The sequence below is a fragment of the Kribbella sp. DT2 genome (assembly GCF_049844575.1).
GTDB lineage: Bacteria > Actinomycetota > Actinomycetes > Propionibacteriales > Kribbellaceae > Kribbella.
On record NZ_JBNCLH010000002.1, the window covers coordinates 324,981 to 339,884 of the forward strand.

The window sequence follows — 14,904 nt, forward strand, 5'->3', positions numbered from 1 at the left end:
GCGCCCGACCGCCGCCCCGCCGGTACAGGTCCGACCGCCTCCGGCGGCCGGTCTGCAGGGGGAGAGGGGCAGGGCACCGCCCCCGCCTCCGCCGGTTCGGGTCCGACCGCCTCCGGCGAGCAGAGCACGACTGACCAGGAGGTGCAGGCGCGGTGAGGCATTTGCTGAGTGCGGGCGATCTGTCGCGGGACGAAGCGCACCTGATTCTGGACACCGCTGAGGAGATGCGTTCTCTGGCGGACCGGCCGATCAAGAAGCTGCCCGCGCTGCGCGGGCGCACGGTGGTGAACCTGTTCTTCGAGGACTCCACCCGGACCCGGATCTCGTTCGAGGCGGCCGCCAAGCGGCTGTCGGCCGACGTGATCAACTTCTCCGCCAAGGGTTCGAGCGTGAGCAAGGGCGAGAGCCTGAAGGACACCGCGCTGACCCTGCAGGCGATGGGCGCCGACGGTGTCGTCTGCCGGCACGGGTCGTCCGGCGCGCCGCACCTGCTGGCGACCTCCGGCTGGCTGAACGGCTCGGTCGTGAACGCCGGCGACGGCACCCACGAGCACCCGACGCAGGCCCTGCTCGACGCGTTCACGATGCGCCGCCACCTCGGCTCGCTGGAAGGGCGCCGGATCACGATCGTCGGCGACGTCCTGCACTCCCGGGTCGCCCGCTCGAACGTGCTGCTGCTGTCCACCCTCGGCGCCGACGTCACCGTGGTCGCGCCGCCGACGCTGCTGCCGGTCGACATGACCAGGTGGCCCTGCACGACGTCGTACGACCTGGACGCGACGCTGCCGAAGAGCGACGCGGTGATGATGCTGCGGGTCCAGCGGGAGCGGATGGGCGACGCGTTCTTCCCGAGCGCCCGCGAGTACACCCGGCGCTACGGGCTCGACGTGCACCGGATGGCGCAGCTGCCCGACGAGGCGATCGTGCTGCACCCCGGCCCGATGAACCGTGGCATGGAGATCAGCGCCGAGGTCGCCGACTCGACCCGCTCGGTGATCGTCGAGCAGGTCACCAACGGCGTGGCGATCCGCATGGCCGTGCTCTATCTGCTGCTGTCAGGAACGAACGAAACAACGACCACCGAGGAGCCCACCGCATGACCCCGTACCTGATCACCGGAGCCAAGGTCGTCGGCGGTGAGGTGGCGGACATCCTCCTCGACAACGGCGAGATCGTGGCCATTGGCAACGACCTGCCGACGCCCGAGGGCGCCGAGCGCATCGACGCGACAGGCCTGATCGCGCTCCCCGGTCTGGTCGACCTGCACACCCACCTGCGCGAGCCCGGCCGCGAGGACGCCGAGACCGTGCTCACCGGCACCCGCGCCGCCGCCCTCGGCGGGTACACCGCGGTGTTCGCGATGGCCAACACCGACCCGGTCGCCGACACCGCCGGTGTGGTCGAGCAGGTCTGGCGCCTGGGTCGCGAGGCCGGGTACGCCGACGTCTTCCCGATCGGCGCCGTCACGGTCGGTCGCGCGGGCACGCAGCTCGCCGAGCTGGGCGCGATGGCCGACTCGGCCGCGCGCGTCCGGGTGTTCTCCGACGACGGAGACTGCGTGTGGGACGCCGCGCTGATGCGCCGCGCGCTGGAGTACGTGAAGGCCTTCGGCGGCACGATCGCGCAGCACGCGCAGGAGCCGCGGCTGACCCAGGGCGCGCAGATGAACGAGGGCGCCCTGTCCGGCGTCCTGGGGCTGACCGGCTGGCCGAGCGTGGCCGAGGAGTCGATCATCGCCCGCGACATCCTGCTGAACGCGCACGTCGGGTCGAAGCTGCACATCTGCCACCTGTCCACCAAGGGCTCGGTCGAGATCGTCCGGGCCGCGAAGAAGCGTGGGCTGGAGGTGACGGCGGAGGTCACGCCGCACCACCTGCTGCTCACCGAGGACCTGGCCGCGTCGTACAACCCGGTCTACAAGGTGAACCCGCCGCTGCGCACCAAGGCCGACGTCGAGGCGGTCCGTGAGGGCCTGGCCGACGGCACGATCGACATCGTCGCCACCGACCACGCGCCGCACCCGGTCGAGGACAAGGACTGCGAGTGGAGCGCGGCGTCGCCCGGTATGATCGGGCTGGAGACCGCGCTCTCCGTCGTGCAGCACTCGATGGTCGACACCAACCTGCTGTCCTGGGCCGACCTCGCCGACCGGATGAGCTACCGCCCGGCCGCGATCGGTCAGATCAGCGACCACGGTCAGCGGCTGGAGGCGGGCGCCGCGGCGAACGTCACGCTGTACGACCCGGCCGCGCAGCGGACCGTCGTACCGAGTGAGACCGCGTCGCTGTCGCGGAACACGCCGTTCGAGGGGATGACCCTGCCGGGGCGGGTGGTCGCGACCTTCCTGCGCGGGACGCCGACCGTGCTGGACGGACTGACCGCACTGGAAGGAAAGGCGGCCAAGTGAAGACCGTCCTGGGCATCGCCGGCACCGTGCTGGTGATCGCCGTCGCGTACTACGGCATGCTGCGCGGCTGGCGGAACCGCAAGGCCCGCCAGGCCGACCTCGCGCCGCTGCCGGGCGTACCGGCCGACGACAGGACCGAGGGCATCGAAGGCGTGTACGTCGCCACGACGACCGCGGGCGACTGGATGGACCGGATCGCCGTGCACGAGCTCGGGGTCCGCAGCAACTCGGACCTGGCCGTGTCACCGGCCGGCCTGATCTTCCACCGCCAGGGCGCGGCGGACGTGTTCATCCCGGTCGGCCACCTGACCGGCGTACGGACCGACAAGGGCATCGCCGGGAAGGTCACCGCCGACCGCTCCGGGCTGCTCGTCGTCACGTGGCAGCACGACGGCCGGGACCTGGACACCGGGTTCCGCCCCCGGCACAAGGCCGACACCGCCGCCCTGACCGCATCCATCACCACCCTGATCGGAGCCGAGAAATGAGCCAGAACGCACTGCTGGTCCTCGAGGACGGCCGCGCGTTCGCGGGGACGTCGTACGGAGCGACCGGTGAGACCTTCGGCGAGGCCGTCTTCACCACCGGGATGACCGGCTACCAGGAGACGCTGACCGACCCGTCGTACCACCGCCAGATCGTCACCCAGACCGCGCCGCACATCGGCAACACCGGCGTCAACGACGAGGACGACGAGTCGCAGCGGATCTGGGTCGCCGGGTACGTCGTGCGCGACCCCGCCCGCGTCTCGTCCAACTGGCGCGCCACCCGCTCGCTCGACGAGCAGCTGAAGGCGCAGGGCATCGTCGGCATCTCCGGCATCGACACCCGGGCGCTGACCCGCCACCTGCGCGAGCGCGGCGCGATGCGCGCCGGGATCTCGACCGAGATCCTCGATCCGCAGCAGCTGCTGGCCAAGGTGCTCGAGCAGCCGGCGATGGCCGGCTCGGACCTGGCCTCGGAGGTCACCACCTTCGAGCCGTACGTCATACCCGCTGAGGGCGACAAGCGCTTCACCGTGGTCGCGCTCGACCTGGGCATCAAGTCGATGACGCCGAAGCGGATGGCCGAGCGCGGCATCGAGGTGCACGTGATGCCGGCCACCACGTCGCTGGAGGAGGTGCTGGCGGTGAACCCGGACGGCATCTTCATGAGCAACGGGCCGGGCGACCCGGAGACCACCGAGCACCCGACCACGCTGCTCAAGGAGCTGCTGCAGCGGGGCAAGCCGTACTTCGGGATCTGCTTCGGCAACCAGGTCTTCGGCCGGGCGCTCGGGCTGGGCACGTTCAAGCTCAAGTACGGGCACCGCGGCATCAACCAGCCGGTGCTCGACAAGGCGACCGGCAAGGTCGAGATCACCTCACAGAACCACGGCTTCGCCGTTGATGCGCCGGTCGACGAAAAGGTCGAGACGCCGTACGGCACCGCTGAAGTGAGTCACGTGTCGCTCAACGACAACGTCGTCGAGGGACTCAAGCTGACGGGGAAGGACGGGAAGCCGCTGGCCTTCTCGGTCCAGTACCACCCGGAAGCAGCCGCGGGGCCTCATGACTCCGCCTACCTGTTCGACCGCTTCGTAGAATTGATGGAGAGCCGCTGATGCCCCGCCGTACAGATATCGACTCGGTGCTGGTGATCGGCTCCGGCCCGATCGTGATCGGCCAGGCCTGCGAGTTCGACTACTCCGGCACCCAGGCCTGCCGGGTGCTCAAGGAGGAGGGCTTCCGGGTCGTCCTGGTCAACTCCAACCCGGCCACGATCATGACGGACCCGGAGTTCGCCGACGCGACGTACGTCGAGCCGATCACCCCGGAGTTCGTCGAGAAGGTGATCGAGAAGGAGCGCCCGAACGTCCTGCTCGCCACCCTTGGCGGCCAGACCGCGCTGAACGCGGCGATCGCCCTGCACGAGAACGGCGTGCTCGAGAAGTACGGCGTCGAGCTGATCGGCGCCTCCGTCGACGCCATCCAGCGCGGTGAGAACCGGCAGTCGTTCAAGGGCATCGTCGAGAAGCTCGGGGCCGAGACGGCCCGCTCGGTGATCTGCCACACGATGGACGACGTGCTCGGCGCGGCCGGCCAGCTCGGCTACCCGCTGGTCGTCCGGCCGTCGTTCACGATGGGCGGCGTCGGCTCCGGCATGGCGTACGACGAGTCCGGCCTGCGCCGCATCGCCGGTGCCGGCCTGACCGCCAGCCCGACGACCGAGGTCCTGATCGAGGAGTCGATCGTGGGCTGGAAGGAGTACGAGCTGGAGGTGATGCGCGACAAGGCCGACAACGTCGTGATCATCTGCTCGATCGAGAACGTCGACCCGATGGGCGTGCACACCGGCGACTCGGTCACCGTCGCCCCGGCGATGACGCTGACGGATCGCGAGTACCAGACCATGCGGGACCTCGCGATCGGCATCATCCGCGAGGTCGGCGTCGACACCGGCGGCTGCAACATCCAGTTCGCGGTGAACCCGGCCGACGGCCGGCTGATCGTGATCGAGATGAATCCGCGGGTGTCGCGCTCGTCGGCGCTGGCCTCGAAGGCGACCGGCTTCCCGATCGCCAAGATCGCCGCCAAGGTCGCGATCGGTTACACCCTCGACGAGATCCCGAACGACATCACCCAGCAGACGCCGGCCAGCTTCGAGCCGACGCTGGACTACGTCGTGGTGAAGGTGCCGCGGTTCGCGTTCGAGAAGTTCCCGGCCGCCGACGCGACGCTGACCACGCACATGAAGAGCGTCGGCGAGGCGATGGCGATCGGCCGCAACTACACCGAGGCGCTGCAGAAGGCGCTGCGTTCGCTGGAGAAGCCGGAGGCCCGGTTCTCCTGGGCGGGATCGCCGGCGACCGAGCTGGAGCCGCTGATCGAGGCGATCCGGACGCCGCACGACGGCCGGCTGCGCACGATCATGGACGCGATCCGGGCCGGCGCCACGCCGGAACAGATCTTCGACGCCACCAAGATCGACCCGTGGTTCGTCGACCAGCTGTACCTGATCCACGAGACCGCCCTGCAGGTCGCGGCCGCGCCCCGGCTCACCCCGGACGTGCTGAAGCTGGCCAAGCGGCACGGCTTCTCGGACCTGCAGCTCGGCGAGATCCGCGACCTCTCCGAGGACGTCGTCCGCGGGGTCCGGCAGGCGCTGGGGATCCGGCCGGTCTACAAGACCGTCGACACCTGCGCGGCCGAGTTCGCCGCGACGACGCCGTACCACTACTCGTCGTACGACGAGGAGACCGAGGTCGCGCCGCGCACCGAGCCCGCCGTCCTGATCCTGGGCTCCGGCCCGAACCGGATCGGCCAGGGCATCGAGTTCGACTACTCCTGCGTGCACGCGTCGATGGCGCTGCGCGAGGCCGGCTACTGCACCGTGATGGTGAACTGCAACCCCGAGACGGTCTCCACCGACTACGACACCTCGGACCGGCTCTACTTCGAGCCGCTCACCGCCGAGGACGTGCTGGAGATCGTGTACGCCGAGATGCAGGCCGGCCCGGTCGCCGGGGTGATCGTGCAGCTCGGTGGCCAGACGCCGCTCGGCCTGGCCCAGCGGCTCGCGGACGCCGGCGTACCGATCGTCGGTACGTCGCCCGCCGCGATCCACCTGGCCGAGGAGCGCGGCGCGTTCGGCAAGGTGCTCGCGGCCGCCGGCCTGCCGGCCCCGAAGCACGGTACGGCGATGTCGGCCGCCGAGGCGCAGACCATCGCCGAGGAGATCGGCTTCCCGGTGCTCGTGCGGCCGTCGTACGTGCTGGGTGGTCGCGGGATGGAGATCGTCTACAGCGAGGCGGAGCTCACCGCGGCGCTCGGGCGGCTGAGCGGGGGACTGGGCTCCTGGGAGCACCCGGTGCTGATCGACCGGTTCCTCGACGACGCGGTCGAGATCGACGTCGACGGGTTGTTCGACGGCGAGGAGCTGTTCCTCGGCGGCGTGATGGAGCACATCGAGGAGGCCGGCGTGCACTCCGGCGACTCGTCCTGCGCGCTGCCGCCGATCACGCTCGGCAACGCCGACATCGAGAAGATCCGGGAGTCCACCGAGGCGATCGCGCGGGGCGTCGGCGTACGAGGTCTGCTCAACGTCCAGTACGCCCTGGCCGGGGACGTGCTCTACGTCCTGGAGGCCAACCCGCGCGCCTCACGGACCGTGCCGTTCGTGTCGAAGGCGACCGCGACCCCGCTGGCCAAGGCGGCCGCGCGGGTGATGCTCGGCGCGACGATCGCGGACCTGCGGGCCGAGGGCATGCTGCCGGCGACCGGTGACGGGGGCACGCTGCCGCCGTCGACGCCGATCGCGGTCAAGGAAGCGGTGATGCCGTTCAACCGGTTCCGGACCATCGACGGCGGGTCGGTCGACACGCTGCTCGGGCCGGAGATGCGGTCGACCGGCGAGGTGATGGGCATCGACGACACCTTCGGTACGGCGTTCGCCAAGTCCCAGGCCGGGGCCTCGCAGCCGCTGCCGGGCGAGGGCAAGGTCTTCGTGTCGGTCGCCAACCGCGACAAGCGGCACATGATCTTCCCGGTCAAGCGGCTGGCCGACCTGGGCTTCCAGATCTACGCGACCGAGGGGACGGCCGACGTCCTGCGGCGCAACGGCGTCGAGGCGGTCACGGTCCGCAAGAGCTCGCAGGGGCCCGGGCCGAACGGTGAGCCGACGATCGTGCAGATGGTCCAGGACGGCGAGCTGAACCTGATCGTCAACACGCCGATCGGAATCACCCAGGGCGGGTCGCCGCGGATCGACGGGTACGAGATCCGCAGCGCGGCGGTCGCGCGGAACATCCCGTGCATCACCACCGTGCAGGGGCTGGCGGCCGCCGTACAGGGCATCGAGGCGCAGCGGTCCGGCGACATCGGCGTACGGTCGCTGCAGGACTGGGTACCGCGGATCCGGGGTGCGGCCGCTGCTCCTGCCGGGAGCTGAGCGCGTGTACCGCAAACTGATCCGCCCGGTGCTGTACCGGCTGGGCCGTGGCGACGCCGAGGTGGCGCACGAGCAGACGCTGCACGGGTTGCGACGGCTGGCTCGGGTGCCCGGTGCGGTGCCGGTGCTGGCGTCGACGTACGGCGCGCTGCCGGCCGGTGTGGACCGGACCGTGTTCGGGGTGCGGTTCCCGAGCGCGGTCGGGCTCGCGGCCGGGATGGACAAGAACGGGATCGCGCTGCCCGCGTGGCGCGCGCTCGGGTTCGGGTTCGTCGAGGTCGGCACGGTGACGGCGCAGCCGCAGCCGGGCAACGAGAAGCCGCGGCTGTTCCGGCTGGTCGACAGCGAGGCCGTGATCAACCGGATGGGGTTCAACAACCTCGGCTCGGCGGCGCTGGCCGAGCGGCTGGCGGCGTACGGCGATCTCGGGTATCCGCTCGGCATCTCGATCGGGAAGTCGAAGGTGACGCCGCTGGCGGACGCGGTCGAGGACTACGTGACCTCGCTGCGGCGGCTGTACCGGTACGGCGACTACTTCGCGGTGAACGTCAGCTCGCCGAACACGCCCGGTCTGCGCGAGCTGCAGGACGCCGGGCACCTGCGCGAGCTGCTCACGGCGCTGCACGTCGAGGCGGGATCGCTCGCTGCGGGCGGCTCCGGTTCCGCGGGCGCTTCCGGCTCCGCGGTACGCGAGGCCGGCGAAGCTGCCCGGTCCTCGTCGGCCGGCGAAGCCGTGCCGGGCGCGGTGGGCCCTCACCCCAAACCCATCCTGGTGAAGATCGCTCCTGATCTGACCGAGGCGGCGATCGACGAGCTGCTCGGCGTCTGCACCGACGTCGGCGTCGCCGGGATCATCGCCACCAACACGACGATCGGCCGGCCGGGGCTCGCTCCGGCCGACCAGGCGCTGGCCGCCGAAGCGGGCGGGCTCTCGGGCCGGCCGTTGACCGAGATCTCGGCCAAGACCGTCGCCCACATCCATGCCGAGACTCAGGGAGCGCTGCCGATCATCGGAGTCGGCGGCGTGCTCGACCCGGACGACGCGACCCGGCTCCTCGACGCCGGGGCTAGCCTGGTGCAGCTCTACACCGGTCTGATCTACCGCGGCCCCGGGCTGGTCCGAGCGACCAACCGGCGCCTGGCCGCGGCCTCCGACTCCCACCCCGCGACGGCGGGTGACCCTTCATGAGAGAGCGTGATCTTGCGATGAGCAACCAGCCCTTCGGGACGCGCCTGCGCGCGGTGATGGACGAGCGCGGGCCGCTCTGTGTGGGCATCGACCCGCACGCCCACCTCCTGGACGCGTGGGACCTGCCGGACACCGCGGAGGGCCTGGCGTCGTTCACGTACGGCGTGGTCGACGCGCTGGCCGACCGGGTCGGCGTGTTCAAGCCGCAGTCGGCGTTCTTCGAGCGCTTCGGCTCGGCCGGCATCTCCGTGCTCGAGCAGGCCACCCTGCGGCTGCGCGAGGCCGGCGCGCTGGTGATCATCGACGCCAAGCGCGGCGACATCGGGACGACGATGGCCGGGTACGCCGCGGCGTACCTGGCGGAGAAGGCGCCGCTGGCGTGCGACGCGCTGACCGTCAGCCCGTACCTCGGCTTCGGCTCGCTGCAGCCGGCCATCGACGAGGCGCGGGAGGCCGGTGCGGGGCTGTTCGTGCTGGCGCTCACGTCGAACCCGGAGGGCCCGCAGTTCCAGTCCGCGCGGACCGCTGACGGGTCGAGCGTGGCGGGCGCCGTACTGGACGGTCTGCGGTCGTTGAACGCCGATGCCGAGGACCTCGGGTCGTTCGGTGCCGTGGTCGGGGCGACGATCGCCAAGACCTCGGAGAACCTCGACATCCGCGGGCCGCTGCTGGCGCCTGGTCTCGGGGCTCAGGGGGCGACCGCTGAGAGCCTGGCGGAGGTCTTCGGGCCGGCAGTGCGCAACGTCGTACCGTCGAGCTCCCGGGAGATCCTGGGAGCCGGTCCGGACGCTGTGTCGCTGCAGGACGCCGCCGCACGCGCCAACGACGCCTACCGCACCGTCCTGGGCTACTGATGGCCGCCTCGGGCCGGACCCGGAAGGTCGCGGCCGGTGTGGCGCTGGTGGTCGCCGTCGCGATGGGCGTGACGGCACTGATCGGGCCGGTCGCGGGCTCGCCGAGCAGCAAGGACACGTACTGCAACGGTCTGCAGGCGTACGTCGGCCAGCTCAACACGTTCCAGGACCCGACCGACACCGCGCAGCTCGACAAGCTGATCTCCGACGGCACCAACCTGTCCAAGTCGGCCCCGGACGGGCTGACCGACGAGTGGGGCCTGCTGGTCAAGTACCTGGAGCAGATCCGCTCGACGGGCGGCGACCAGGCCAAGCTGCAGGAGCTCAACGCGACCATCGACCCGGCGACCGGGCAGGCGCTCCAGACGATCGCGGCCGACGGGCAGCAGAACTGCGCGGCCTCGGGCTCGGGCTCGGGTTCGGCGGAGGACGCCTGACATGCGCAGGATGACGGCCCTCGCGGCGGTGGTGACGATGAGCGTCGGCGTACTGACGGCGTGCTCGGGCGGCAACTACTGCAGCGAGCTGCAGAACTACGCCGAGGCGATCAAGCATCTCGACATCAAGGACTCCGCGGCGGTGGACAAGCTGCAGAGCGAGGCGAAGAAGCTGTCGAAGTCGTCGCCGGACGACCTGAAGGACGACTGGAAGGTCGTGCTCGACTACGCGGACCAGGCCAAGGACGCCGCCGGCGACCAGGCCAAGCTCGAGGAACTGGCCAAGGCCGGCGGCACGAAGATCGCCGCCGCCTCGGAAGCGATCGCCAAGCAGGCCATGGACACGTGCAAGGTGACCATCGACGGTTGATCGCTGTCAGCTATCACTTCGCACCCGCTGGTACGGCGTACCGGCGGGTGAAAAGTATCTGTTCCCGATGGTTTGGTCACGGCCGGTAACGTCGTCGCCAACACCGCTCCCGACCCCCTGAGGACTCGAACGATGCGCACCGCAGTGATGACCGCGACGATGGTCGCCGTGGCCGCCGGCCTGACCGCCTGCACCGAGGAACAGGCCTACTGCGTCGACCTGGCCGGGTACGCCGCCTCCGCGGCCTCGGTCGACCCGACCAACGTGGCCGACTACCCGAAGATCCTGGACGACGCCCGGAAGCTGCGCGAGAGCGCGCCCGCCGACGTCAAGGACGACTGGGCAGCGGTGATCGCGTTCGCCGAGAAGGCGCAGAAGGCCGGTACGGATCGTGTCGAGCTGGCTCGGCTGAGCAAGGAGACCGGCTCGGTCACCACGGCGTACTCCGCGATCGCGACGCACGCCAAGGACTCGTGCAAAGTCGACGTCCCGGCACTGGGTTGAGCCTGCCTGGTGCCGTGTTAGGTTCACCTGCGAAGCAATCCAACGGGACAGGTGAAACGGTGCCACTTCCTTCTTTGACCCCGGAGCAGCGCGCGGCTGCCCTGGACAAGGCCGCGGCCGCACGGCGTGAGCGTGCGGAGATCAAGAACCGGATCCGGCACTCCGGAGCGTCTCCCACCGAGGTGCTGCACGAGGGGCAGACCAACGAGGTGATCGGCAAGATGCGGGTGAGCGCGCTGCTGCAGTGCGTTCCCGGCGTCGGCAAGGTGCGGGCGCAGCAGATCATGGAGCGGGCCGGGATCTCCGAGACCCGCCGGGTCCGCGGCCTCGGTTCGAACCAGATCGCCGCGCTGATGCGCGAATTCGCCGAGTGAGCCGGACCGAAATCCTCGCTGCTTCGTTGGACACTGGTGTGAAGATGACCATGGACAGGCCCAACGACACGCCGGCTGCCGACGAGCAGCCGAAGCCCGCTGGCTCGCGCGAGCGCGAGGCCGGCGCTGGTGCGGTCATGCCGGTCGCCGATCTCCGGCCGGCCGCGGAGCAGCCGAAGCGCGCCGCGCCGGTCGGCCCGGGTGAAGGCACGTCCGGCGCCGAGTCGCGCGCCGCCGAGGCGGCGGCGCCTGCCGTCGGCAGGCCCGCGCCGGGCGGCGCCGCGGATTCCGGCCCGGATGCGGAACTCACCCGGCCCGGCGTACCGGCGTCAGAGCACTCGCCCGTCGCCGATCGCCGGCCGGGCGCTGCGGCGAGCACGCCTTCCTCGGGCGAGCCGGCGCCTGGTGCCGAGCTCCACGCGGAGCCTCACCTCGCCACCGGCGGAGTGGGAGAGGGCGAGGGAGTCGCCGCAAGCGCGCCGTCCTCCTCTGCCCGGGCGGGCAGTGGTGCTGCTCCGACGGGTAGTGGTGAGGCGCCGGGGGAGGCTCGGCTGACTGTGCTGGCCGGGCCGACGGCGGTCGGCAAGGGGACCGTGGCCGCGGAGATCCGCGAGCGGTTCCCCGACGTGTGGATCTCGGTGTCGGCGACGACGCGCAAGGCGCGGCCCGGTGAGCAGCACGGAGTGCACTACCTGTTCGTCTCCGACGAGGAGTTCGACCGGATGATCGCCGACGGCGAGCTGCTCGAGTGGGCGGTCGTCCACAAGGCCGCCCGGTACGGGACGCCGAAGCAGCCGGTGCTGGACAAGCTGGCCGACGGCCGCCCGGCGCTGCTGGAGATCGACCTGCAGGGCGCCCGCCAGGTCCGCGAGACGATGCCGGAGGCGCACTTCGTCTTCCTGGCCCCGCCGAGCTGGGACGAACTGGTCCGCCGGCTCGTCGGTCGCGGCACGGAAACGGCTGAGGAGCGCGAGCGTAGGCTGGAGACAGCGGTGCTCGAACTGGCCGCCGAGAAGGAGTTCGACGTGACGATCGTGAACGCCTCGGTTCGGGAGGCGGCCGATCAGTTGGTAAAGTTGATTCGATCACCCAACATCTCTGGAAAGAGCTGACCTTGTCTGGCAACCAGCCTGTCGCCATCGGCATCACCTCCCCGCCGATCGACGACCTGCTCACCCACACCGACTCCAAGTACAAGCTCGTCCTGTACTCGGCCAAGCGTGCGCGGCAGATCAACGCCTACTACTCCCAGCTCGGCGAAGGCCTGCTGGAGTACGTCGGTCCGCTGGTCGAGACCCACGTCCAGGAGAAGCCGCTGTCGATCGCGATGCGCGAGATCAACGACGGCGTGCTGACCTGCACCGACATCGACCCCGAAGCCGAGGCGGAGGCCGCGGCCGCCGCCGCGGAGAAGTCCACCACCGAGTAGTCCCGCGTCGATGAGCGCGCCCGGGGACACTCCCCACGGCCCTGGTGACACGCCCAACCGGGCGACCGACGTCACCGGGGCTTCTGGCGTACCCGGTACGCCGATCGCGGACGGTCAGGCGGGCTTTGCTGCTGGTGCCCAGCCTGGTCCCGTCGGCAACGCCCAGGCGGGCTCCGGAGCTGGTGCCCAGCCAGGTTCCGTCGGCAACGCCCAGGCGGGCTTTGCCGCTGGTGGCGACGTGGGGCGCGCCGCCAGCTCCCAGGCGACCCCTGCGGGCGGCCCCAGCTCTTTCCCCCACCCGCCGGTCACGGCTGGATCGGGGGATGCGCCGAAGCGGCCCTCCGTGGTCCTCGGTGTGGGCGGCGGCATCGCGGCGTACAAGGTCTGTGATCTGCTCCGGCGGCTGACCGAGTCGGGGCACAGCGTGCGCGTCGTACCGACCGCGGCCGCGCTCGAGTTCGTCGGTGCGGCGACCTGGGCGGCGCTGTCCGGACAGCCGGTGACCGCCGACCCGTTCGACAACGTGCAGGAAGTGCCGCACGTGCGGATCGGGAAGGGCGCCGACCTCGTCGTCGTCGCCCCCGCGACGGCCAACCTGATCGCCAAGGCCGCACACGGCCTCGCCGACGACCTGCTCACCAACACGCTGCTCACCGCACGCTGCCCGATCCTGTTCGCGGCCGCGATGCACACCGAGATGTGGGAGCACCCGGCCACCCAGGCGAACGTCGAGACCCTGCGCTCGCGCGGCATCACCGTGCTCGACCCCGCGGTCGGCCGCCTCACCGGCGCCGACACCGGGCGCGGCCGCCTCCCCGAGCCGTCGGAGATCTTCGCGATCAGCCAGCTGATGCTCGCCGACTCCGCCGCCCGCGCGGCCGGCGAACGCGTCGCCGACCTGACCGGCAGGCACGTCCTCGTCAGCGCCGGCGGCACCCGCGAGCACCTCGACCCCGTCCGCTACCTGGGCAACTCCTCGTCCGGCAAGCAGGGCTACGCGCTCGCCCGGATCGCCGCCGCCCGCGGCGCGAAGGTCACCCTCGTCGCCGCGAACTCGGAGCTTCCCGATCCGGCCGGCGTGCACGTCGTACCGGTGACGTCGACGCGTGACCTGTACGACGAGATCACCGGCCGCGCCGCCGACGCCGACGCGATCGTGATGGCCGCGGCGCCCGCCGACTTCCGCCCCGCCGAGTTCGCCGAGCACAAGATCAAGAAGACCGACGACGGCGCCGTACCGTCGGTCAGCCTGGTGCAGAACCCGGACATCCTCGCCACGGTCGCCCACGACCGCCAACGCGACGACCAGGTCATCGTCGGCTTCGCCGCCGAAACCGGCGACGCCCAGCACTCGGTCCTCGACCTCGGCCGCGCGAAGCTCGAACGCAAGGGCTGCGACCTGCTCGTCGTCAACGACGTCTCCGGCGGCAAGGTCTTTGGCAGCGACATCAACGAAGCCGTCATCCTCGACCGCGAAGGCACCGCCCTCCCCGTCCCCTCCGGCAGCAAGGACGCCCTGGCCGGCGTCATCTGGAACCTGGTCGCCGCCCACTGGCACTGATGCCTGAGCCAACGCCGGTTGATCGAGCGCGTTCGCCCCAGGCCAGTGCCTGCCGCTGGTGCTCCGGCGAGCTTGCCGCCTGTGCTCCGATGCTCAGGACCGGCACCAGGCATCGACCTGGCCTGACCCCGCATCGCCCTCGCCCAGGACCTGCACCCCTCACCCCGCGCAGTCCAGCGAACAACCGCCACGCAACTGCCACTCCGCTCCGCACTACATCCACCTGACCTGACGCGGCATCGCCGTCCACGCGGTTGATCGGACCTGCGCCGCTCACCCCCGGCGCAGCCTGAAGGAGCAGTCGTTGCGCAGCCGCCGCGCCGCTTCGCACACGTCCATCAGAGTGAGGCCCGGGGGCGCTCAGCAAGCAGGCCCGGGGCCAGGCCCGGCAGTCAGCGGCGGGCGATCCTGATCCCAGTCGAGCTTAGCCCGGTAGAACAGCTCCTGCGGCAGGCAGACGCGGCGGCTCCGGCTGGGCTGCCCGCCCGGCTGCACCGCCGGCCTGTCTGCGCCCGCTTGCCTGCCTGGCGTGCCCGGCCAGGCCGCCCGCCTGGCACGCCGACGCCAGCGGCCCCGTCGTGTCTGCCGGCTCTGCCCATCGCTCTGACGTCTGGGGGCTTCACCGGTGGCTGCCCCGCGGCATGCGTCCGAGCGGTTGATGCAGGTCGCCTGGGATGCGGTCCACGAAGTGGGAGGTGCGGTGAGCGCGTACGAGATCGCCCGCGGGGCGGGATCGAAGCCGGGCGCGGGCGGACGCCGTACGTCGCTCGATCGGTCGGGACCGAATTGGCGGCTGCGGGCGGCGGTGACTGATGCCGATGGAGATGACTGCTGCGATGTATCGCATCAG

14 protein-coding genes are annotated in these 14,904 nt (G+C 71.0%); all 14 read left to right on the top strand.

The annotated features are described in order from the left end of the window. Positions 1 to 152 precede the first annotated feature (152 nt). The 14 genes from ACLQ2O_RS10340 to coaBC all read left to right on the top strand — a co-directional run bounded on the left by ACLQ2O_RS10340 (position 153) and on the right by coaBC (position 14,054). Complete coding sequence (locus ACLQ2O_RS10340; protein ID WP_425829714.1) at positions 153 to 1,100, top strand: aspartate carbamoyltransferase catalytic subunit; 948 nt, start codon at positions 153 to 155, stop codon at positions 1,098 to 1,100. Further along, positions 1,097 to 2,407, top strand: coding sequence for a dihydroorotase (locus ACLQ2O_RS10345; RefSeq protein ID WP_425829716.1), 1,311 nt, complete (start codon positions 1,097 to 1,099; stop codon positions 2,405 to 2,407). Before ACLQ2O_RS10340 ends, ACLQ2O_RS10345 begins: the two co-directional genes overlap by 4 nt. After that, positions 2,404 to 2,895: a hypothetical protein gene (locus ACLQ2O_RS10350; RefSeq protein ID WP_425829718.1), complete on the top strand. Its 492-nt coding sequence runs from the start codon at positions 2,404 to 2,406 to the stop codon at positions 2,893 to 2,895. The genes ACLQ2O_RS10345 and ACLQ2O_RS10350 overlap by 4 nt, the downstream gene beginning before the upstream one ends. Beyond that, positions 2,892 to 4,010, top strand: coding sequence for a glutamine-hydrolyzing carbamoyl-phosphate synthase small subunit (gene carA / locus ACLQ2O_RS10355; RefSeq protein ID WP_425829720.1), 1,119 nt, complete (start codon positions 2,892 to 2,894; stop codon positions 4,008 to 4,010). The genes ACLQ2O_RS10350 and carA overlap by 4 nt, the downstream gene beginning before the upstream one ends. Continuing rightward, on the top strand, positions 4,010 to 7,336 hold the full coding sequence (gene carB, locus ACLQ2O_RS10360; RefSeq protein WP_425829722.1) for a carbamoyl-phosphate synthase large subunit: 3,327 nt from the start codon (positions 4,010 to 4,012) through the stop codon (positions 7,334 to 7,336). Before carA ends, carB begins: the two co-directional genes overlap by 1 nt. A gap of 4 nt (positions 7,337 to 7,340) precedes the next feature. Next, entirely contained in the window at positions 7,341 to 8,525 is a 1,185-nt protein-coding gene (locus ACLQ2O_RS10365) for a quinone-dependent dihydroorotate dehydrogenase (protein ID WP_425829723.1), read from the top strand. Positions 8,526 to 8,542: 17 nt separating this feature from the next. Next, entirely contained in the window at positions 8,543 to 9,379 is an 837-nt protein-coding gene (gene pyrF / locus ACLQ2O_RS10370; protein WP_425829724.1) for an orotidine-5'-phosphate decarboxylase, read from the top strand. Next, positions 9,379 to 9,816, top strand: a complete 438-nt coding sequence (locus ACLQ2O_RS10375; protein WP_425829725.1) for a hypothetical protein — start codon at positions 9,379 to 9,381, stop codon at positions 9,814 to 9,816. The genes pyrF and ACLQ2O_RS10375 overlap by 1 nt, the downstream gene beginning before the upstream one ends. Before the next feature lies 1 nt (position 9,817). Continuing rightward, positions 9,818 to 10,186 (top strand): hypothetical protein, encoded by a 369-nt coding sequence (locus ACLQ2O_RS10380; RefSeq protein ID WP_425829726.1) that lies wholly within the window; start codon positions 9,818 to 9,820, stop codon positions 10,184 to 10,186. Positions 10,187 to 10,318: 132 nt separating this feature from the next. Beyond that, entirely contained in the window at positions 10,319 to 10,690 is a 372-nt protein-coding gene (locus tag ACLQ2O_RS10385) for a hypothetical protein (RefSeq protein WP_425829728.1), read from the top strand. Between the two features lie 59 nt (positions 10,691 to 10,749). Then, positions 10,750 to 11,064 carry an integration host factor, actinobacterial type gene (gene mihF, locus ACLQ2O_RS10390; RefSeq protein ID WP_184795637.1) on the top strand — a complete coding sequence of 105 codons (315 nt, stop codon included), beginning with the start codon at positions 10,750 to 10,752 and terminating at the stop codon, positions 11,062 to 11,064. A gap of 551 nt (positions 11,065 to 11,615) precedes the next feature. Further along, positions 11,616 to 12,176 (top strand): guanylate kinase, encoded by a 561-nt coding sequence (gene gmk / locus ACLQ2O_RS10395; RefSeq protein ID WP_184806067.1) that lies wholly within the window; start codon positions 11,616 to 11,618, stop codon positions 12,174 to 12,176. Between the two features lie 2 nt (positions 12,177 to 12,178). Beyond that, positions 12,179 to 12,493 carry a DNA-directed RNA polymerase subunit omega gene (gene rpoZ / locus ACLQ2O_RS10400; RefSeq protein ID WP_425829731.1) on the top strand — a complete coding sequence of 105 codons (315 nt, stop codon included), beginning with the start codon at positions 12,179 to 12,181 and terminating at the stop codon, positions 12,491 to 12,493. 10 nt (positions 12,494 to 12,503) lie between these two features. Beyond that, positions 12,504 to 14,054: a bifunctional phosphopantothenoylcysteine decarboxylase/phosphopantothenate--cysteine ligase CoaBC gene (coaBC, locus tag ACLQ2O_RS10405; protein WP_425829733.1), complete on the top strand. Its 1,551-nt coding sequence runs from the start codon at positions 12,504 to 12,506 to the stop codon at positions 14,052 to 14,054. The last annotated feature ends 850 nt before the right edge of the window (positions 14,055 to 14,904 follow it).